This is a genomic window from Bradyrhizobium sp. 2TAF36 (genome assembly GCF_052114925.1).
Classification (GTDB): Bacteria; Pseudomonadota; Alphaproteobacteria; order Rhizobiales; family Xanthobacteraceae; genus Bradyrhizobium; species Bradyrhizobium barranii.
Map to the genome: position 1 here is coordinate 1 of NZ_JBFRFR010000108.1, position 20372 is coordinate 20372.

Here is a 20372-nt window from a genome sequence, read left to right on the forward strand (position 1 = left end):
CGCTCCGCCACCCCCGGATGGGCGTTCCGCGTCAGTTCAAACGACCACTGGAGGAAATGACCTTGCAACCCCTCGACAACCCGAACGGCACGTGGTTGTCACCTATGTCTTAGGTACGTTCTGTTACCCATGTCTCCGGGTCGGACATGATTTTACTGGCGCGCTCGGAAGGATTCGAACCTCCGACCCTCGGAATCGAAATCCGATGCTCTATCCAGCTGAGCTACGAGCGCCCCGGCCCGGGTATTGGGCCGCAACCGAGAAGCGCCGGACCGCTGCTGGCAAGCCAGCGCACCGGACGGCGTTCGAATAGGTTCGAATTAGCAGAGAGATTGACCAATTAAAAGCCCTCCCCGTCTCGTTTCGAGACGGTCGGAGGCGCCCTTACCAGGTTGTGTTGAAGAGACCGAAATGGGGCTGCTGCGCGACCAGCATCATCGACCGGCCCTGATACGGCGCCGGGTGCGCCCTGGCGACCTTGCGCTTGGGCTGAGCCTGGATGTGAGGAGTCTGCCCCTGAGGAATCTGAGACTGCGCCTGAACTTGCGGCTTGGCCTCGGTCTTCCTGGCCGCAGCGGCGTTGGCCTTCAGGGCCGGCGTAAACTGGGCGAAAGTCTCGCGCACCCGCGCCTTGGCCGACATCTCGGCCAGCTCTGGCGAAGCAGCCTCCTGCACCGGCGGCTGAGGCACAACGACCGCGGCGGTCTTCACTGCGGGTGCGGCAATCGTCGGCTGGCTGGTGTCGAGCACGACACGCTCAGGCAAATGGCGATCCGACCGGATCCGGATCAGGGGCTGATCGTTGCTTGCGCTGACAATGGCCCGTGCATCCGGTTGCGATGGCAGAACGTAATCCGCCACGAACAACAGTGCGAGCAACGCTCCACCGACGAAAACGAAGTACCTAAAAATGGGCATCGGCCACGCTCCGCCCCCCGCATCCCCGCGTGGGCTCTTCGCCTTAAACCGGCGATACTCTAATTGGTTCCTGCACCCGGCCCTTGGTTCAAATGGCAACGCCAAGTTTTTCGGCCAAGGCCTGCGGACAGTAACTTTTCCGCTACCGGGAACTCCGGGCGTTACGCGCGCCGTGCTGCAACCAGCGAACACTTCGCCTGATCGGCGTTAACGTTGATGAAGCCGACAGGGATACGGGCAAAGGTCTTGCGGCTCTTCATCGTTACCGTGTCGGCAAGCACGCGGCTACGGTCGGTGAGATGACTGCCATCGCGTCGCGTGAACGCGCAGACGATCTCCAGATCCTTAACGGCATAGTCATTGTCGTTTCGCAGCGTGAACGTCACCAGCGCCTTCGAGCCGAGCCCGCCACGGCGCCAGGTCTGCGATGAGATTTTGAGGCGATCGAGTTCTGCCGCAGCTGGCGCCTGAGCTTCGACAATCGGCGAGACCGCCGCCGCCGTACTGCCCGGAGGTGCCGGTTCGACCGTTGCCACGTCAGACTTCACCGGCTCGGTGCTGTTGCCCCTGGAGAGCGGCAGCAGCATCCACACCCCGCAGCCGACGATGATCGCCGCTAGTAGCCAGAGCAGGCTTCGCCCGAACGAGACGCTCGCGATCGTCACGGCTCGCGCCAGGCGCTCGCCGCTCCCGGCGAAACGTCCCCACCCGATCCGATCAAACCTGGCGTTCATGGCTGTATCACCGACCGCGGCCTGGGCTCGTTCGACGACGGACTCGACCACTGCTTACCTTAATCCGGGAGACGAACTAAGGTTCCCGCGCTCATGCCGAGTCGGCAAGGACGGTGGCGATCACCAGCCGGGGCCGCTAACATGCGCTGCAACATCGAAGACCCCGTTGGGAGAACATGAAATGCCAGTCGTCGTCACTTGGGATCACGTCCATCTGCGCAGTCCCGATCCGGAGGCCACAGCGGCCTGGCTGCGGGACATCCTCGGCGGCGAGATCGTGCGCGCGCCGGGACGGATCGACGTGAATCTCGGCGGCGCAAAGATCTTCATCGCATCGCTCGAGGGCGACAACGCCGTCAACCCGCCGCCGCCGCACCCGCATCAGGGCCTCGACCATCTCGGTCTCACCGTGAAAGACATCGACGCCGTCGCGGCCGAGATCAAGGCCAAGGGCGTCACCTTCACGCGCGAGCCGACCACGATCCGGCCCGGCGTGCGCATCTGCTTCATCCGCGGCCCGGAAGGCATCTCCATCGAGCTGCTCGAGCGCGACAAGAAATACACCTAACGCGGCGCCGCATCTGAGGTCGACGAGAGGCCGGGCGTGCTGTCGCCCGGCTAACTCATGCTGCCAGGCATAAAGCAGCGGATGGCGACGCCCATGTAGCCGTAGATCGGCCACACCATGGTGCGCCCGACCCGGTTCGGCTCCGAGATGACGGCCTCCTCGGGCACGTCAACCCAGACGAGCTCCTGCTGCTGGCCGTCGAGCACGTGGCCCAGGCGCGGGATGCGGACACGATAATGTCCATCCTTGCTCTCCCAGTCGGTGTCCGAGAGCGCCGAGCCGTCGGCATCGGAACAGCAAGGCCCCTTGCCGCTGCGCAGGCTGTCGAACCACGCCTTCAATTCGGCATTGGTGTTGACGAACTGGCCGCGGTCGCGCGCATGCCCCGAGGGGGCAGCGAGCGCGATCAGGGCCAGGGCGCAAGTGAGGCTCACCATGCTTCGCCAGCGTGGCGCGCCGCCAGTCGGCCGTTGTGTTTCGCAAATCGTGGGACGCACACTGTACAGACGCGGCTCATCGCCGCCGGAATCGATCCAGTTGCTCACGTTTGTCTTGCTCCAGCACCCCGCGGCCAGTGCAACAATGGTTATGCATTTCGCGGGCCAACTTGATTCGCAACGACTGGCCTCGCCTCATGATCAGACCGTCATGGTGGTGTCATAGACAAGCCGGGACAACTACGGCTGGCGGCGGCAGCAGGCCGGCAAACTGCCGCGTTGCGTGCGGGAACGCGCTTTGGCATAAAAGCTCTACCGGTTACGCCGTTGGGCGATGGCGGCCGGCCTGTGGGACGTGATGAAGAACGGCCTCTATTCGATTCACGTGAACCTGCTCGACGGTCGAGTCGGTAAGGGCAGCGGCGTGATTCTTTTTCGCGACGGCAAGATCCTTGGCGGCGATGCGTACCTCTATTACACCGGCAGCTACGTCGTGAAGGACGACCACACCTTCAAGGGCGAGGTGCTGGTGCAACGGCACACTTCGCCGCGGGGCGATGACAATCCGCTGTTCGGCGGYCCTGCCCCGGTCGGCATCGGCGTCAGCGGGACCTACACGGACACCCGCGCCGAGATGACGGGCACAGCGCTCGTCGGCAAGGCCAGCCTGATTTTCGGCGCCACGCTGCACAAGCTCGCGGAAGCTGATTAGGCGCGGGACTATTCCGCAGCCTGCTCGAGCGGCGCGGTGCGCGGCAGGATGATCTGGATGCGCGTGCCCTCGCCCGGCTCGGAATCGAGATCGAGCCGCCCGCCGAGGCGGTTCGTCACGATGCTGTAGACGATGTGCAGTCCGAGGCCGGTGCCGCCCTGGTCGCGCCGCGTGGTGAAGAACGGATCGAAGGCGCGGCGGCGGACGTCGAGCGACATGCCACAGCCATTGTCCGAGAAGATGATCTCGACATTGTCCTTGCCGGACTCGCGCACCTGGATGTCGATGATCCCCGGCCGGCCGTCCGGGAAGGCGTGCGCCACCGAATTGAGAAACAGATTGGTCAGCACCTGGCCATACGGGCCGGGATAGCTGTTCATGGTCAGGCTCGGCTGGCACTCGACGTTGAGCGTCAGATTGTGTTTGCGCAAGCCCGGCCGCAGGCTCATCACCACCTGCTCGGTGAGGTCGCCGAGATCGAAGCTGCGCTGGTCCGAGTAGTTGCGGTCGGCCGCGACCTGCTTGAACGACTGGATCAGCTCGGCCGCGCGGTTCAGATTGGAGACGAGCTGCGAGGACGCATCGCGGCTGGTGTTGAGGAAGTCGTTGAGCGTGGAGCGACGGAGCTCGCCGCGCTCGACTTCGGAGGTGAACATCGCGGTCTTGCGCTCCAGCGCGGATGCGACCGTGAGGCTGATACCGACGGGATTGTTGACCTCGTGGGCGACGCCGGCGACGAGCCGTCCGAGCGCGGCGAGCTTCTCCGCCTCGATCAGCGAGGCCTGGGTCTCGCGCAGGTTTCGCAACGCGGTCTCGGCGGATTCCTTGGCTTTGCGCATCTCCTGCTCGCCGCGCTTGCGCTCGCCGATGTCGAGCGCCACGGTGACGATCCGCTCGATCTCGCCGTCGGCATCGAGCAGCGGCAACTTGTTGACCAGCCATTGCCGCATGTTGCCGGAGGAATCCTTGTATTCCTCTTCGTAGAAGCCGAGACCTTTTCGAAGCCTGAGCACCCGCTTGTCGTTCTCGTCGGTCTTGGCTGCGCCGTAGCGCGACATCAGATCCGCGGTGGTGCGGCCGAGCGCATCGGCGGGCTCGATGCCGAAGATGCCGGCCATGTAGCGGTTCATCAGCACGTAGCGCAGCTCGCGGTCCTTGACGTTGATGACCGCGGGCACGGTGTCGATGACCTGCTGGAGCAGGCGCCGTCCTTCGGCGATGGCGTCTTCCGCCCGCTTCTGGTCGGTGATGTCGCGCAGCGTGCCCTCGTAGCGGACGATGTTGCCCGCCTCGTCCTGCACGCCCGTGGCGCTGTCGGACAGCCACAGGATGTTGCCGCTGCGCTGGCGCACCTGGTACTCGAACTCGCGCACGATGCCGTCGCGCGCCATCAGCCGCTGATATTCGGCGCGCGCCTCGGGGTGGACGTAGATGGTGTGGGCGATGTCGTTGATGCTGTCGATGAGCTGCTGCGGGCTGTCATAGCCCATCATCCGCGCCAGCGCCGGATTGGCGTTGAGGAGATCGCCGGCCGGCGTCGTGACATAGATGCCGTCGACCGAGCCCTCGAACAGTTTACGGTAGCTCTCTTCGGCGAGGCGCTGCTCGGTGAGCGCCCGCACCGCCGCCTCGCGCGCCGTGTCGGCCTCCTCCAGTGCGCGGCGGAACACTTCGGCCGCGCGCGCGATGTCGCCGATCTCGTTGTCGAGGTCGGCCGACGGGATCGAGGTGTCCTTCTCGCCCGCTGCGAGCGCGCGGATGGATCTCGCGATCTTCGCAAGCGGCCGGACGGTCCGCCGCACCACGAAGCCGGCCGCGAGAATGCCGATCAAGACGCCGATGGTGCCGAACACGATGCTCTGCCACCGCGCCTCCGTCAGCGTGCGGGCGAAATCGCGCGACAGCACGTGGCCGCGCCGGGCGCTGACCTCGCGCAGGAGTTCCGTGACGCGGCCGATCAGGCGGCCCTCGGTGCCCAGCACCTCGCGGTCGATATCGGCGATCTGCCGCTCCCGGACCGCCACCGCGATGATGGCCTCGGCATAGTCGTTCACGGCCGTCTTCAGCCTGGCGTCCGCGATGTCCATCGCCCGCATCCCCTGTGCGGCCTGCTCGGCGGCGGACGGGTTGCGCGCGAGCAGCCCGAGTGCGATCCGGCTCTGCGATTCCGACAGGCGGGAGGCGAGCTCGCGGTCCGCCGCGGCTCCGACGGCCACGTCGAACCGGTCGCGCAGCGGCGGCAGCCCGGCGAGCAGCTGGGCGCGGCGGTCGATCAGGGTCGAGATCCGCTCGAGGCCATTGCGATAGGTCGCAAGGCGCTCGGTGACCCCGTCGATCATATCCTGCTGCTCGGGCGCGAGCTCGATGCGGGTCTTCCTCAGGATGTCGTTCAGCGTCGAGGCCGCCTCGCCGACCTGCTTGAACTGGGTGCCGGCGCCGGGATCAGTGACGAAGTCGCGCGCGGCGAGCCGCAGCTCGTTCATGCGGCGGTCGATGTCCTCGGCCAGGTCGCCGACGCTCTGGAGCCGCTGCAACTCGGCGAAGGTCGTATCGATGTGCCGGATCGCGATCACGCTCGCGGTCGAGGTGACGATGATCACGGCCAGCACCAGGAGGAAGCTGCCGAAGGTGAGCTGGCCGATGGAGAGCGAGAATGTTCGCTTTTTCTCAGGGGTCGGCGTCAATTCGGCGGACATTGGGGCTTTTGAGGACCGGGCTATTGGAGGCCCAATATACGATGGTTTGCGGCCCCGGGGGAACATGCCTCTAGCCGTTGAATATCCTTAATATCGCGAGCCCGCCGCCCTTCTCCCCACCTGATTATGACGTTTTGACGCTGACCGGCCGCCGGGCCGGAATCGTCATGGCGGCGACGCCGAGGACGACGCAGGCAAGCCCGATCCAGGCGGTCCGGCTCAGGGTTTCGCCGAGGAAGGCGACGCTGATGGCGACCCCGATGGGCACGCGCAGATACGCCTGTGCGGTGGTGCCGACCGAGCCCAGCGTCTGGATCAGGCGGAAGTAGATCGCGAACGCCGCCGCAGTCGAGAAGGTCGCCAGCGCGAGCAGCGCCAGCACGGAACTCAGCGAGGGCGACAGCGTCCAGGGCTGTTCGACGATCAGCGAGGCCGGGATCAGCGCCGCCGCACCCGCCAGCAGCGAGCCGGCAGCCGGTGCCATCGGATCGAGACCTTTGAAATTGCGGCCGAAGATCGCGGCGCAGGCGTAGCAGATGGTGGCGGCGACGATGGCAGCCTCCGCGACGAGGCCACTGCCGACGTCGTGGAAAGCGTCGACGCCGACGATCAGCAGGATGCCCGCCATGCCGGCGACCACGCCGAACAGTTTTCGCGGCGTCGTCACCTCGTGGCGGGTGACGACGGCCGTGAGCAGGAAGGTGAAGATCGGCCCGGCCGAGTTGAGGATGGTCGCGAGCGACGCGTCGACATGACGCTCGCCCCAGGCGATCAGCGTCCAGGGGATGACGCTGTTGAGCACGGCCTGGAACGCGAAGCGCTGCCAGGTCGCGGCATCCGTGGGCATCCTGATGCCGCGTGCCCACATGACGACGAGCAGCAGCAGCCCGGCGATCGTGGTGCGCGCCGCGATCAGCGTGATCGGCGGAATGGTGGCGACGCCGAGCTTGATGAAGGTGTAGGAGCCGCCCCAGAGCGTTGCGAGCGCGACCAGCAGCGCCAGCTCGACGGCGATGTTGGGGTCCCGTCCCTGATCCATTTTGCTCGTCCCGTCCATTCGCGATGGACGGAACCTAGCGCGTCCGCGGCCGTCAATACTTCGTTTGATATCGAAGTATCCTAGCCAACCGCCCCGACCTCGAACACCTCGCCGTCATAGCCGGCTTCACGGGGAATGCGGAGCTGGCGGCCGCGTTCGGTCTTGGTCATGACAGGCATCACCGTGACGATCGACATGCCGCGGGCGTGCTCCAGCGCGGCGCCCACGCTGCCCTGCTTGGCGAGCCGGATCAGGTTGCGCGTGGTCGGGAACGGCAGCTTGAAGCGGCCGCTCTCGCCGCCCTCCACCGCCTCTCGCGGCGACACCCAGATCGAGTCGGTGGACTCCCGGCCGTCATGGGCGCCGAGCTGATCGGGCGGTGCGGCCGCGAGGAAGAACCAGGTGTCGAACCGCTTCGGCATGCCCTCCGGCGTGATCCAGTGTGCATAGGGCACGAGCGTATCGAGCGCGAGCTGGAGGCCGTTGTCGGCGAGGATACTCAGGAAGCTGATCTTGTGCTCGTTGAGGGCGACGCGATGCTTGTCGGCGATCTCGCCGGCGCGCCTGGCATCGATCGGCGTACCCGCGCCCTTCGCCCCTGCCAGCAGGATGCCGCTCTCCTCAAAAGTCTCGCGGATCGCGGCGATCCGAAAACCGCGATCCGATTCACTTAAGGCTTCGCCGCCCGAATAGAGGTCAGCACGGGCKACGATCTCGTTGTCGCCGGCATCGACGCTGCCGCCGGGAAACACCAGCGCGCCCGAGTTGAACTCGATCTGATGATGGCGGACCATCATGAAGACTTCAATTTCCTTTGCGCCGTCACGGAGCAGAAGGATGGTCGAAGCCGGGCGTGATGCTGATGTCCCTGGCATTCAACTAACCTGCGGCGCTGGATTGCGGGCCAAGATTGGCGCGCTTGTCGACGCGGGCGACGCGCGACAGGAGGTAATCGACCTCCGCCTTGGCCGCCGGCGTGATGGTCGCGCCCGGCTTGCGCTGGGCGCTGGAAGCGATGATGCCGCGCTTCTGCAGCACGTGCTTGCGCACTGCCAGACCTGCGCCCGGCTGCTGCTCGTAGCGGATCAGCGGCAGATGCGCGTCGAACAGATCATGCGCAGCGTCGCGCTTGCCCTCCTTCGAGAGGCGCACGACGTCGATCAGGAGCTCCGGGAAAGCGTAGCCGGTCATGGCGCCGTCGGCGCCGCGCTCCATCTCGAAGTCCAAAAAGAGCCCGCCGTTGCCGCAGAGGATCGAGAGCGGACGGAGCGAGCCGTCCTTCTGGAAGTTGCGCAGCGTCGAGATCTTTTCCAGACCCGGCCAGTCCTCGTGCTTGAGCATCACGCAATTCGGATTGTCGGTGACGATCTTGCGGATCACCGCTGGGGTAAAGATCACCGAGAGCGTCAGCGGATAGTCCTGCAGCACCCAGGGCACATCGGGCCCGATCGCCTCCGCCGCCTGCTTGTAGTAGCCGACGATCTGGTCGTCGGTCCGGAGCGACGGCGGCGGCGCGATCATCACGCCCGCTGCGCCGGCATTCATCGAGGCCTTCGCCAGCGAGCGCATGGTGGCAAAGCCCGGCGCGGAGACGCCGACGATCACCTGCATCTTCTTGGCGCGCTTGACGAAGCGCACCGCCACCTGCTCCGCCTCCGCGGCATCGAGCTTCGGCGCCTCACCGAGGATGCCCAGCACCGTGACGCCGTCGCAGCCGACCTCCTCGTAGAAATCGGTCAGGCGGTCGATCGAGCGCTCGTCGATCCGGCCGTCATCGTGGAACGGTGTCGGCGCGATTGCGAAGGTGCCCTTGGCGTCGGCGGTCAGTTTCATTGGGTCTCTCAATCCTATCGGCTATCGTCTTTCCGGGATCGCGACGTCGTCGCGTCCCGGAATGACAGTTTTGGCTAAAACCGTCGCGCGCCCATCTTAATCTGCTCCTCAGAGAAGAAGATCTCCTTGGCGTGATCGGCGATGTCCTGGGCCTTCCAGCCCGTGTGCGGCGGCTTCCAGCCGTCCATTTCCATCATCCGCATTTCGCGCACGCCGCGGGGCCCGGACACGCCCAGCACCTTGCCGGTCTGGTCGCCAGACAAGTCGCTGACCATGTATAGCACGGCCGGCGCGATGCCGTCCGGCCCGAGCGCCGCACCGGGGTTCTCCTTATAGCGGGGCAGGTCTGCGGTCATGCGGGTCAGCGCGCCCGGGGCAAGCGTCCAGATCCGGATGTTGTACTTCCGGCCCTCGATCGCCAGCACGTTGGACAGGCCCCAGATGCCGCCCTTGGCCGCGCCGTAGTTGGTCTGACCGAAATTGCCGATCAGCCCTGATGTCGAGGAGGTGTTGACAATGACGCCGCCGCCGTTTTCCCGCATCCAGCGAAACACCGGCATGGTGCAGCAAAAGGTGCCCTTCAGATGCACCTTGATCACCTTGTCCCAGTCGGATTCGGACGCCTTGGCGAAGGTCTGATCGCGCAAGATGCCGGCATTGTTGACGAGGATATCGGCGCGGCCGAAATGCTTGATGGCGTCGTCGAACACCGACTGGCCGCCCTCCATGGTGGAGATGTCGGCGCCGTTGGCGACCGCCTTGCCGCCCTCGGCCTTGATCGCGTCCACCACGAGCTGCGCCATCGACTTGTCGGCGCCGGAGCCGTCACGGGGGCCGCCGAGATCGTTGACGACGACGGACGCCCCTTCCCGCGCGAACAGCTTTGCGTAGGCCTCACCAAGCCCCCCGCCCGCGCCGGTGATCAGCGCAACCTTGCCGTCGAGTAGTCCCATGGTGGCCTCTCCCTGTTTTTGTTTTTCGTGTCCCGGACGCGATGCAGCCTGAAACGCTGCGTCGCAGAGCCGGGACCCATTCTTCGTTCGACATTCTCTGGGCCCCGGCTCTGCAGCGCACCGCTAAGGAGCGCTGCGCTGCGTCCGGGGCACGTGACCGCCCTAACCCAGCACCGTCTTGCCGTTCTTGATCACGGTGACGCCGCGCGACTTCACCTTGGCTTCGAACGAGATCGTGTTGCCGTCCTTCCAGAGGTCCATGGTCACGGTCTCGCCGGGATAAACCGGCGAGGAGAACCGCGCGACATGCTGACGGAAGGCCGACGCGTCGTAGTCGGCATAGGTCTGGAGCACGCCGCGGCAGGTGATGCCGTAGGTGCACATGCCGTGCAGGATCGGGCGCGGGAAGCCGGCCTTCTTGGCGAACTCGGGATCGCTGTGCAGCGGGTTGCGATCGCCGCAGAGGCGATAGACCAGGGCCTGGTCGGGGCGCGTGACGATGTCGATGGTCTTGTCGGGCGAACGCGAGGGGATCTTGTGCGGATCGGGCTGGGTCAGGTTCGGCCCGCCAAAGCCGCCGTCACCGCGGGCGAAGCGCGAGGCAACCAGTGTTGCAAGCTTCTCGCCCTTCTCGTTTTTCAGCACGGTCTGGTGGCTGATGACGACGCCCTTGTCCTTGCCCTTGTCGTAGACCTCGACCACGGAGGAGTCGGCGGTGATGTGGGCTGCCACCGGCAGCGGCTGGTGGAAGGTGATGTCGCGCTCGCCGTCGACCACCATGACGCGGTTGAGGTTCATCTCGCCCGGCCCCGAACCCCAGGCTGCGACGGACGCAAACGTCGGCACCACCTTCAGCGGCCGCGGCGTGAACGTGCCCTCGTTGACGAAAGTGAGCTCCTTCTCGTCCATAGGATCGCCGCCGAGGCCTATGCCGTAGGCGTAGAGCATGACTTCGCGATCGCCATAGGCGTATTTCTGGCCGATGTTTTTCAGGCCTTTGAGTTCTTCATATCTGGCGGACATTCTTCTGGTTTCCTCCCGGCTCTCTCCGCGAGAAGCGGTGCCCGTTGATGTGCCCTCTCCCCTTGTGGGAGAGGGCCACGAGGTGCTCGCAACAAACTCACTGGGGTGAGGGGTTGCCTCCGCACGGAAAATTTTCTCCGCGGAGCGATACCCCTCATCCGGCGCTTCGCGCCACCTTCTCCCACAAGGGGAGAAGGAAGAACTCATAGGATGGGTAGCCGGCGTCGGTGGGTTTCGCTTCGCTCTACCCACCCTACGCAGCTTCGCCCTAGACCGGCGTGAAGAACGGCAACGGCGCGCCATCGGTCGGCTTGAACACCACCTTCACCTTTTGGCCGATCTTGAGCTTCTCGAGATCGCAGTCGACGATGTTGGTCTGAAGCGACGGCCCTTCCTTCAGCGTGACATAGGCGATGGCATAGGGGCCGGTCGGCGATTTGCGCATCAGGCTCCAGGTGTAGATCGTGGCCTCACCCGAACTCTCCTCCCACACCGTCTTGTCCGAATAGCAGAATGGACAGATCGAGCGCGGGAAGTAATGCGCTTCGCCGCAGGCGGTGCAGCGCTTGATCATGAACTTGCCCTGCTTGGCCGCGTCCCAGAACGCAGCGGTCTCGGGGTTCGTGACCGGTGCCGGATACTTTTTCGCTTCGCTCATCACACGCGCTCCAGAATGGCCGTCGAAGCGGCGTGGCGAACGCCCAGAAGGCCGCCGGTGCCGTGGGCGATGGCGAGATCGCAATTCTTGACCTGCACCTTCGGATGCGCCTCGCCGCGCAGCTGCCTGACGGCCTCGATGATCTTGGTCATGCCGCCGCGATTGACGGGATGGTTGCTGCAGAGCCCACCGCCGTCGGTGTTGAACGGCAGCTTGCCGACGCCCGAGATCAGATTGCCGTCGGCGACGAACTTGCCGCCCTCGCCCTTCTTGCAGAAGCCGAGGTCCTCGAGCTGCATCAGCACCGTGATGGTGAAGCTGTCATAGATCGAGGCGTATTTGATGTCCTTCGGCGTGATGCCGGCTTCCTCGAACGCACGCGGGCCGGACCAAATTCCGGCGGAGTAAGTCAGGTCGAGATCCTTGCCGCCGCGCGGGCCCTTCATGGCTTCGCCGTGACCGATCAGCTTGACCAGCGGCTTCTTCAGGCTCTTGGCGATTTCGGGCGTCGTCACGATCAGCGCGCCGCCGCCGTCGGTGACGACGCAGCAATCCATGCGGTGCAGCGGATCGGAGATCATCGGCGAGTTCAGCACGTCCTCGACGGTGACGACGTCCTTGAGCATCGCATGCGGATTGTATTGCGCGTGATGCGAGGCCGCGACCTTGATCCAGGCGAGCTGCTCGCTCGTGGTGCCATAGTCGTGCATGTGGCGCATGGCACACATGCCATAGGCATTGTGCGTGGTCGCACCGTAAGCGGACTCGAAATCGGCCTCCGCGCCGGCCGCGCGCGGCGGCATCACGCCAGTGCGCGGCTTGCCGGCGAGCGTGATCAGCGCGATCGAGCACTTGCCGGCCGCGATGGCTTCAGCGGCGTGGCCAAGATGGATGATGTAGGAACAGCCGCCGGTCTCGGTTGAATCGACGTGGCGGAGTTTTTTGGTGTTCAGGCCGAGATAATCGACCATCGGCCAGGCGCCGCCGGGGGCGTCGCCCGCGCAGAAATAGCCGTCGACGTCGTCCTTGCTGAGCCCGGCATCCTCGATCGCGCCCTTGGCGACCTCGGCATGGAGCTGGGCGGTGGATTTGTCCGGCGCATGCCGGGTCGGGTGTTCGTAGATCCCGGCAATGTAGGCCTTGCCCTTGATGGTCAAAACGTCAGGTCTCCGCGCTCGCGTTTCTTCTTGCTCCGTTTTTCTGAACCGCGGGGGCCAGCTTGGCAAGCGCGGAAATATTCCGTCGGGCGAGAGGGCAGCGCGTTGGCGCAACTCCCGGCTACCGCAATCTCGAAGTGCGGCGGGAAGGCCACTCTGCCACCGCGTCGTCATTGCGAGCGCAGCGAAGCAATCCAGAGTCTATCCGCGGAGGCATTTCTGGATTGCTTCGCTGCGCTCGCAATGACGGCCAGAGTCCTAAAGGTGTTTTGCCCGACGGCACAAGCGATTTTCTTTTTTGCGAAAACAACCCCATGCACAGTAGGACGGTGGTTGATTTCAAAGACGAAATCGTAGGGTGGGCAAAGCGAAGCGTGCCCACCTCTTGCGGTGCAACTTGGTGAGATGGTGGGCACGGCGCTTCGCGCCTTTGCCCACCCTACGAGACCGCCCTACTCCGCCGCGATCTGCCTCGGCGCCGGCGGCGGGCTCGCGAGGTCGGCCGCGAGCTGGGCGTAGCGGGCTTTCGCGTCCGCGACGGCCTTCTCCTTGACCGGGCCGTAGCCGCGGATGCGGTCGGGCAGCGATAGCAGTTCGACCGCGGTATCGACCGTAACCGGCGACAGCAGGCCGAGCACGGTGGCGACGTCCTTCTCGTAGCCCACGATCAGATCGCGCTCGAGCTTGCGGTCGGCGCTGTGGCCGAAGATGTCGAGCGGCGTGCCGCGCAGGAACTTGAATTTCGCCAGCACGCGGAAGACCTTCAGCATCCACGGGCCGAAGGCGCGCTTCTTCGGGCGGCCGAGCGCGTCGACACCACTGCTGAGGATCGGCGGGGCAAGGTTGAAGTTGAACTTGAAGTCGCCCTCGAACTGGTCGCGGAGCTGCTGCTCGAAGGCGCCGTCGGTGTAGAGGCGCGCAACCTCGTATTCGTCCTTGTAGGCCAGGAGCTTGGCGTAGTTCACCGCGACCGCGCGCGGCAGCGCATCGTCATAACCGCCCTGCTTGGCGGCATCGCGAACCTGATCGACCAGCTTGTGATAGCGTTTTGCCAGGCGGCCGCTCTGGTACGCGGTCAGGTGCTTGGCGCGGTGCGCGACGACCTCATCCAGCGTCATTGCGTCGAGCGTCTTCGGCGCAACCACCTCGTCCGTCCCCTTCAGCATGTCGGCGAGGCGCTGGGGATCGGCGACCGCGAGGCGGCCGAGGCGGAAGGCCTCCTTGTTCATCTTGATCGCGACGCCGTTGACCTCGATCGCCTGCTCGATCGATTCTGCCGACAGCGGGAACAGGCCTTTCTGATAGGCATATCCCATCATCATCATGTTGGTGGCGATGCTGTCGCCAAGCAGCTGCTCGGCCGGCTTGGTGAAATCGAAGAACACCGAGTCCTTGTGCAGCGCCGTCTCCAGCAAGCCATTCAGCTTGCGGGTCTGGAAGTTGAAATCGCGGTTGAGGACGAAGTCGGCGGTCGGAATGACRTGGCTGTTGATGATGCCGCGGGTGCGGCTGGTGTCGCAGAGCGAGATCGTGTCCTTGGCGACCGCGACCACCTCGTCGGCGGCGAGCACGAGATCCGCCGTACCAGTGACGATACGCGAGCAGGTCACCTCGGCCGGATGATCGGACAGGCGGACGTGGCTGAGCACCGCCCCGCCCTTCTGCGCCAGGCCCGACATGTCGAGGATCATCGAGGCCTTGCCCTCGATATGAGCGGCCATGCCGAGCAGCGCACCGATCGTGAGGACACCGGTGCCGCCGACACCGCCGACGGCGATGTTATAGGGCTTGTCCACCGTCGGCCGAGACGCGGGCTCCGGCAGCTCGCCGATGTCACCGAGATCGGCCGGCGCACGATGGCGCGGCTTGCCGCCGTCGACGGTGACGAAGGACGGGCAGAAGCCCTTCACGCAGGAATAGTCCTTGTTGCAGGACGACTGGTTGATGGCGCGCTTGCGGCCGAACTCGGTCTCCAGGGGCTCGACCGAGATGCAGTTCGACTGCACCGAGCAATCGCCGCAGCCTTCGCAGACCGCCGGGTTGATCATGACGCGGCGCGCCGGATCCTCCATCAGGCCGCGCTTGCGGCGGCGCCGCTTTTCGGCCGCGCAGGTCTGCACGAAGACGATCGCCGAGGTGCCCTTGTACTCGCGGCACATCTTCATGACGTTGTCGAGTTCGTCGCGGTGATACAGCTTCACGCCGGGCGCGATGGTGTCGGCCGGATAGGTGTCGGGCGCCTCCGAGACCAGATAGATCTCGCGGATGCCCTCGGCGTGGAGCTGGAACGTGATCTGCTGCGGCGAGAGATCGCCGTCATGGCGCTGGCCGCCCGTCATGGCCACCGCGTCGTTATAAAGGATCTTGTAGGTGATGTTGGTCTTGGAGGCGACCGCCTGCCGGATGGCGAGAAGGCCGGAGTGGAAGTAGGTGCCGTCGCCGAGATTGGCGAAGATGTGGTTCTCGTTGGTGAAGGGCGCGATGCCGACCCACGGCACGCCCTCGCCGCCCATATGAGTGAACGTCTCGGTCGAGCGATTCATCCACAGCGCCATGAAGTGGCAGCCGATGCCGGCGAGCGCGCGGCTGCCTTCGGGGACCTTGGTGGACGTGTTGTGGGGACAGCCGGAGCAGAAATACGGTACGCGAGAGACAGGCGCCGTCGCCTGCATTTGCGTGGCCTGGCGGCCGTTGAACCAGTCGGCCTTGGCGCGGAGCATCTCCGCGATCTCGGGGTTGAGATTGAGGCGGAGAAGCCGCTCGGTGAGCGAGGTCGCAAGCGAGGCGACGCTGAGTTCGGCGGCGAAGGTCAGGAAGCGTTTGTCGTGCTCGTCCATCTTGCCGACGATGCGCGGGCGGACGTCGTCGCGCCAGTTGAACAGCTCCTGCTTGACCTGGTTCTCGACGATCTCGCGCCGTTCCTCGATGATGAAGATCTCTTCGAGGCCGACCGCAAACTGGCGTACGCCTTCCGGCTCCAGCGGCCAGGGCATGCCGATCTTGTAGAGGCGAAGCCCGATCTTGGCGGCGACCTCCTCGGTGATCCCGAGCTCGCGCAGCGCCTGGCGGACGTCCTCATAGCTCTTGCCCGACGCCATGATGCCGAAGCGGGCGTTCGGTGAATCCATGGTGACGCGGTTGACCTTGTTGGCGCGCGCAAAGGCGATCGCGGCAAAGCCCTTGTAGTCCTGGAGGCGGCGGTCCTGCTCGAAGCGGTCGTCGGGCCAGCGCAGATTGAGGCCACCGGGCGGCAGCTCGAAATCGGGCGGGATGATGAACGGCTTCATCTCGTCGGTGAGGTCGATCTCGGCGGTGGTCTCCACCGTCTCCGTGATCACCTTCATGCCGACCCAGCAGCCCGAATAGCGCGACATCGCGATGCCGAGCAGGCCCATCTCGATCATTTCGTGGATGCTGGAGGGATAGAGATACGGCATCAAAGCCGACATGAAGGCGTGGTCGGACTGATGCGGAACGGTGGAGGATTTTGCACCGTGGTCGTCGCCGGCCAGACACAGCACACCGCCGTTCTTGGCCGAGCCGGCGGCATTGCCGTGGCGGAACACGTCGCCGCAGCGATCGACGCCGGGGCCCTTGCCGTACCAGATGCCGACGACGCCATCATATTTAGCGCCGGGCGAGAGGTTGAGCTGCTGCGAGCCCCACACGGCGGTCGCCGCCAAATCCTCGTTCACGCCGGGCTGGAACTTGATGTTGTACTGCTCGAGATGCTTTCGCGCCGCAAAGAGCTGCTGGTCATAGCCGCCGAGCGGCGAGCCGCGATAGCCGGAGATGAAGCCCGCGGTGTTGAGGCCGTTGGCGGCGTCGCGCCGGATCTGGGCCATCGGCAACCGGACCAGGGCCTGGATGCCCGTGGTGAAGACGTGTCCGGTTTCCTGGGTGTATTTCTGGTCGAGACTGATCGGACCCTGGTTGATACCCATTCTTGTCCTCTTCCGCCCGTTTGAGCGTTTGGCCACTTAAGCCGTTGCCTGCCCGTTGTTTTTAGCTAGGGCGCGCCGACCAACTCCGCCACTCTATGTCGGATATTTAACGCTCCGCATCACAAATCTGGACCAAAGGAAGCGCCGGGTAATAATCGCAATTTCGTGGCTGCAAAGGCATCAAGCATTTTCAATTTGTGTCACCATACCCCCACTGACGCGAAAYGACGTGAGGCTCCTATCCGGGCGATTGGTCGCAGGGGAAGCTTTCGATGCGAATGATTCTGGCTGTTGTCGCATTGTGCGGTGCAGTTGCGAGCGCGGCCCGCGCCGCCGAGCCATCGCCGGAGCTGATCGCCTACGGCAAGGCCCTGGTCGAGGCCGGCGACTGCGCGGGCTGCCACACCACCGATCCGGCAAAGCCATTCGCGGGCGGAAAGCGCATCGATACGCCCTTCGGCGCGATCTACGCGCCGAACCTGACGCCGGATCGTGACACCGGGATCGGCGCCTGGACCGACGCCGATTTCACCCGCGCGGTGCGCACCGGCATCGCGCCCGACGGCTCGAACTATTACCCGGCCTTCCCCTATCCCTATTTCACGAAGGTGACGAAGGACGACACGCTGGCGATCCGGGCCTATCTCGGAACGCTGGCGCCCGTGGCGAGCCGCAACAAGCCGCCAGAGCTGCGCTGGCCGTTCGGTTATCGCGGCCTGATGCGGGTCTGGAACGCCATGTATTTCAAGCCCGGCCTGTTCGAGCCGGACCAGAGCCAGAGCGCGGCGTGGAACAGAGGCGGCTATCTCGTCACCGGGCTCGGCCATTGCGGCGCCTGCCACACGCCGAAGAACTATTTCGGCGCGGACAAAACTGCGCAGGCGCTGTCGGGCAACGAGGTCGGCGGCTGGTACGCACCAAGGCTCGATGGCGCCGCGCGCACCGGGCTGAAGTCATGGAGCGTCGAAGACATCACCGAATATCTGCAAAGCGCGCGAAACGTCAAAAGCCATGCCGGCGGGCTGATGGCCGAGGTGGTCGTCGGCTCGACCTCGAAGATGAGCGATGCCGATGTGCGCGCCATCGCGGAATATCTGAAGAGTCTGCCGCCGTCGCGGCGCGAGACGATCGTGACGCCGCCCGACGAGGCCGAGATGAAGGCCGGCCAGGCCGTCTACGCAAAACTCTGCATCGCCTGCCATGAAGCCGACGGCTCCGGCGCGCCGCGCATCTATCCGCCGCTGCCCGGCAACGCGCTTCTGCAATCGGTCAATCCGTCCTCCAGCTTGCGCATCATCCTCGACGGCGCCCACACCGTGACGACGCCACGCGCGCCCAACGCCGGCGAGATGCCGGGCTATGCCAAGCAATTGTCCGACGAAGAGATCGCCGCAGTGACGAACTACATCCGCAATTCCTGGGGCAACGCCGCGCCGCTGGTGACCACGGCGCAGGTGGCGAAGGCGCGGAAGGGAAAGCCGTAGTTCTTGCTGCCTCCTCTCCGTCATTGCGAGCGCAGCGAAGCAATCCAGAGTCCCTCCGCGGAAAGATGCTGGATTGCTTCGCTGCGCTCGCAATGACGACGTAGATGGAACAGTGAACGAAAGAGCGCCTACCGCTCCTCACCTTCCGTGAACACGAATTTCGGCATCTCCCATTTGTAGCGCACCGCGAGCAGGCGGAAGCTGACGCCGAGGACAAACGTCAAGATCGTCCAGAGCTCCGCATTGAGATTGAGGCCGAAGGCGGTGGCGTAGAACAGGCCGGTCGCCACCGAAACGGTCGCGTAGAGCTCGGAGCGGAACAGCAGCGGCACGTCGTTGCAGAGCACATCGCGCAGCACCCCGCCCGCGCAGCCGGTCACCATGCCGGAGACGATGACGATCGGCGGCGCGGCATTCGTCTGCCAGGCGATGTCGCAGCCGGCCATCGTGAAGACGACGAGACCGATGGCATCGAGCACGATGAAGGCCACCTTCAGCCGGTGCACGAGCCGCGCGATCAGGATGGTGAGGAAGGCCGCGCCGCCGGCCAGCGCGAGATAGATGGGATGAGCGACCCAGGCCAGCGGATAGTGCCCGAGGAAGAGATCGCGCAAGGTGCCGCCGCCGAGCGCGGTGATGCAGCCGAGGAAGCAGACGCCGAGCCAGTCCATGCTCCGGCGGCCGGCCGCGAGCGCGGCGGTCATGCCTTGCGCTGCGACCGCGACCAGCGACAACAGATGCAGCACGCTATCGCTCGGCGGCAAGCTCCACATCGCCTTGTTCCCTTCCCCATCGATGGAACCGACGCGCACGGTTCCAAAATGAACAGGTTCCCGATTCCTCGCGCAAGGGCAACATGCGACGAAAGCACTAAGGAGGGCGGAACAGAATCTCGCATCTAGGGGTTGTCCAGCCGCAATAATCGAGGAGACAAAATCGATGGCTGACGACCGTTTTCCCAACGATCCGTATCGCCCGAATCTCGCCGATGATGAGTATGTCCGTGCGGCGCGACGGGATGCCGAGCTTCAGGTCGATCCCGAGCTTGGCGAAGGCCCCGCCTCCAGCGGCAAGGTAGCCTTGTTCGCAGTGGCGATCGCCTTGGTACTGGGTGCCGTGTTCTACGGACTGAACAACACGAGCACCGGCAACCAGGCCAGCAACACGCCGGCAACGCAGACCGCCCAGCAGGCTCCGCCTGCGAATCCGGCCGCGCCTCCCGGCATGCGCGATGTGACGCCGCGCAACAACACGGGACCGGGCGTGACCACGGGTGCTGCCCCGAGCAAGCCGGCGGCGCCAGTTCCGGCCGCCCCGTCCGAGGGCGCGAAGTAACGACAACAGCTGTCGTCGCCCGGCTTGACCGGGCGACCCAGTATTCGACCGGCGGCGGAGATTGAATCAAGAGGCCGCGGCGTACTGGATGCCCCGCTTGCGGGGGGCATGACACCGAGAGGATGAGAGAGCGGCGGGACCTTACATCCCGCCGCTTTTCGTTTAGCTGAACATCTTGTTGAGTTCGCCGCCGGAATAGCCGGTGCCGAGCTCCGTAAAGGTCCCCTTCTCCGCCATCTCCTTCGCGGCGCGCATGAAGCCGCCCCAGGCGGCGCGGGCGAGCGAGCCGCCGACGCTGATGCGGCGCACGCCGAGGTCGGCGGCCTCCTGCAAGGACAGGCCGGACGCGCCGATCAGCAGGTTGAACGGCTTTGGTGCGACAGCCTTCACCACGGCGGCGATGTCCTCGCGCGTCTTCAGGCCCGGCGCGTAGAGGCAGTCGGCTCCCGCGTCGGCGTAAGCGGTAAGCCGGTCGATGACGAGCTTGAGGTCGGTCACGCCCCACAAATACGCCTCGCAGCGACCGACCAGCAGCGCTCCGCTGTCGCCGATCGCCTTGCGCGAGGCCTTGATGCGCTCGACCGCCAGCGCGCGCTCGTAGAGCGGCTTGTCCTTGTCGCCGGTGGAGTCCTCGATCGAGAGGCCGGCGACGCCGGTGCGCACACCGCGCTCGACATTGTCCGCCACCTTGTCCGGCTCGACGGCAAAGCCGCCCTCGAAATCCGCATTCACGGGGATGTCGACGGCCGAGCACAATGCTGCCAGATGCTGACAGACGTCATCGACCGTAACGTGGTTGTCGGCCTTGCCGATGGTCCAGGCAAAGCCCGCGCTCGATGAGGCCAGTGCCTTGAACCCGAGATGCTGCAACGCCTTGGCGC

Annotated in this window: 18 protein-coding genes and 1 tRNA gene; 4 read left to right on the forward strand and 15 right to left on the reverse strand. The window is 65.1% G+C overall.

What is annotated here, in order from left to right; all coding sequences use genetic code 11:
• Nucleotides 1-156: 156 nt before the first annotated feature.
• The 3 genes from AB4Z51_RS39550 to AB4Z51_RS39560 all read right to left on the reverse strand — a co-directional run bounded on the left by AB4Z51_RS39550 (nt 157) and on the right by AB4Z51_RS39560 (nt 1652).
• Nucleotides 157-233: transfer RNA gene (locus AB4Z51_RS39550), tRNA-Arg, on the reverse strand.
• Between the two features lie 151 nt (nt 234-384).
• A complete protein-coding gene (locus AB4Z51_RS39555; protein ID WP_135214940.1) occupies nt 385-918 on the reverse strand; it encodes a hypothetical protein in 534 nt (177 codons plus the stop codon).
• 161 nt (nt 919-1079) lie between these two features.
• The gene (locus AB4Z51_RS39560) at nt 1080-1652 is read right to left on the reverse strand and encodes a hypothetical protein (protein WP_166097179.1); all 573 of its coding nucleotides are present in this window, start codon (nt 1650-1652) and stop codon (nt 1080-1082) included.
• Nucleotides 1653-1833: 181 nt separating this feature from the next.
• On the opposite strand from AB4Z51_RS39560, the gene AB4Z51_RS39565 reads away from it, so the two are divergent.
• Nucleotides 1834-2220: a VOC family protein gene (locus AB4Z51_RS39565; RefSeq protein WP_085405489.1), complete on the forward strand. Its 387-nt coding sequence runs from the start codon at nt 1834-1836 to the stop codon at nt 2218-2220.
• A gap of 50 nt (nt 2221-2270) precedes the next feature.
• Here AB4Z51_RS39565 and AB4Z51_RS39570 read toward each other — a convergent pair whose 3' ends face one another.
• The gene (locus AB4Z51_RS39570; RefSeq protein WP_135214942.1) at nt 2271-2765 is read right to left on the reverse strand and encodes a hypothetical protein; all 495 of its coding nucleotides are present in this window, start codon (nt 2763-2765) and stop codon (nt 2271-2273) included.
• A gap of 250 nt (nt 2766-3015) precedes the next feature.
• Here AB4Z51_RS39570 and AB4Z51_RS39575 point away from each other — a divergent pair, with 250 nt between their 5' ends.
• Complete coding sequence (locus AB4Z51_RS39575; RefSeq protein WP_063986297.1) at nt 3016-3369, forward strand: GrlR family regulatory protein; 354 nt, start codon at nt 3016-3018, stop codon at nt 3367-3369.
• 8 nt (nt 3370-3377) lie between these two features.
• Here AB4Z51_RS39575 and AB4Z51_RS39580 read toward each other — a convergent pair whose 3' ends face one another.
• The 9 genes from AB4Z51_RS39580 to AB4Z51_RS39620 all read right to left on the reverse strand — a co-directional run bounded on the left by AB4Z51_RS39580 (nt 3378) and on the right by AB4Z51_RS39620 (nt 16672).
• Nucleotides 3378-6065, reverse strand: coding sequence for a PAS domain S-box protein (locus AB4Z51_RS39580; RefSeq protein ID WP_135214943.1), 2688 nt, complete (start codon nt 6063-6065; stop codon nt 3378-3380).
• A 124-nt stretch (nt 6066-6189) separates the two neighbouring features.
• Nucleotides 6190-7104: a DMT family transporter gene (locus tag AB4Z51_RS39585; RefSeq protein WP_135214944.1), complete on the reverse strand. Its 915-nt coding sequence runs from the start codon at nt 7102-7104 to the stop codon at nt 6190-6192.
• Nucleotides 7105-7184: 80 nt separating this feature from the next.
• Nucleotides 7185-7979: an NUDIX hydrolase gene (locus AB4Z51_RS39590; protein WP_135214945.1), complete on the reverse strand. Its 795-nt coding sequence runs from the start codon at nt 7977-7979 to the stop codon at nt 7185-7187.
• Between the two features lie 4 nt (nt 7980-7983).
• Nucleotides 7984-8937, reverse strand: a complete 954-nt coding sequence (locus tag AB4Z51_RS39595; RefSeq protein ID WP_135214946.1) for a dihydrodipicolinate synthase family protein — start codon at nt 8935-8937, stop codon at nt 7984-7986.
• A gap of 74 nt (nt 8938-9011) precedes the next feature.
• Nucleotides 9012-9890: an SDR family oxidoreductase gene (locus tag AB4Z51_RS39600; RefSeq protein ID WP_282521031.1), complete on the reverse strand. Its 879-nt coding sequence runs from the start codon at nt 9888-9890 to the stop codon at nt 9012-9014.
• 162 nt (nt 9891-10052) lie between these two features.
• Entirely contained in the window at nt 10053-10913 is an 861-nt protein-coding gene (locus tag AB4Z51_RS39605) for a MaoC/PaaZ C-terminal domain-containing protein (RefSeq protein WP_441499288.1), read from the reverse strand.
• Nucleotides 10914-11181: 268 nt separating this feature from the next.
• The gene (locus AB4Z51_RS39610; RefSeq protein ID WP_135214949.1) at nt 11182-11571 is read right to left on the reverse strand and encodes a Zn-ribbon domain-containing OB-fold protein; all 390 of its coding nucleotides are present in this window, start codon (nt 11569-11571) and stop codon (nt 11182-11184) included.
• A complete protein-coding gene (locus tag AB4Z51_RS39615; protein ID WP_135214950.1) occupies nt 11571-12728 on the reverse strand; it encodes a thiolase domain-containing protein in 1158 nt (385 codons plus the stop codon). The genes AB4Z51_RS39610 and AB4Z51_RS39615 overlap by 1 nt, the downstream gene beginning before the upstream one ends.
• Nucleotides 12729-13180: 452 nt before the next feature.
• A complete protein-coding gene (locus AB4Z51_RS39620) occupies nt 13181-16672 on the reverse strand; it encodes an indolepyruvate ferredoxin oxidoreductase family protein (protein WP_441499289.1) in 3492 nt (1163 codons plus the stop codon).
• 272 nt (nt 16673-16944) lie between these two features.
• Here AB4Z51_RS39620 and AB4Z51_RS39625 point away from each other — a divergent pair, with 272 nt between their 5' ends.
• On the forward strand, nt 16945-18156 hold the full coding sequence (locus AB4Z51_RS39625) for a c-type cytochrome (RefSeq protein ID WP_135214952.1): 1212 nt from the start codon (nt 16945-16947) through the stop codon (nt 18154-18156).
• A 128-nt stretch (nt 18157-18284) separates the two neighbouring features.
• Here AB4Z51_RS39625 and AB4Z51_RS39630 read toward each other — a convergent pair whose 3' ends face one another.
• A complete protein-coding gene (locus AB4Z51_RS39630) occupies nt 18285-18929 on the reverse strand; it encodes a trimeric intracellular cation channel family protein (RefSeq protein ID WP_135214953.1) in 645 nt (214 codons plus the stop codon).
• 166 nt (nt 18930-19095) lie between these two features.
• On the opposite strand from AB4Z51_RS39630, the gene AB4Z51_RS39635 reads away from it, so the two are divergent.
• On the forward strand, nt 19096-19491 hold the full coding sequence (locus AB4Z51_RS39635) for a hypothetical protein (protein ID WP_135214954.1): 396 nt from the start codon (nt 19096-19098) through the stop codon (nt 19489-19491).
• Between the two features lie 162 nt (nt 19492-19653).
• Here the strand turns inward: AB4Z51_RS39635 and AB4Z51_RS39640 are convergent.
• Nucleotides 19654-20372 (reverse strand): isocitrate lyase/PEP mutase family protein (locus AB4Z51_RS39640; protein WP_441499290.1); only part of this gene is annotated, 719 nt, incomplete at its 5' end.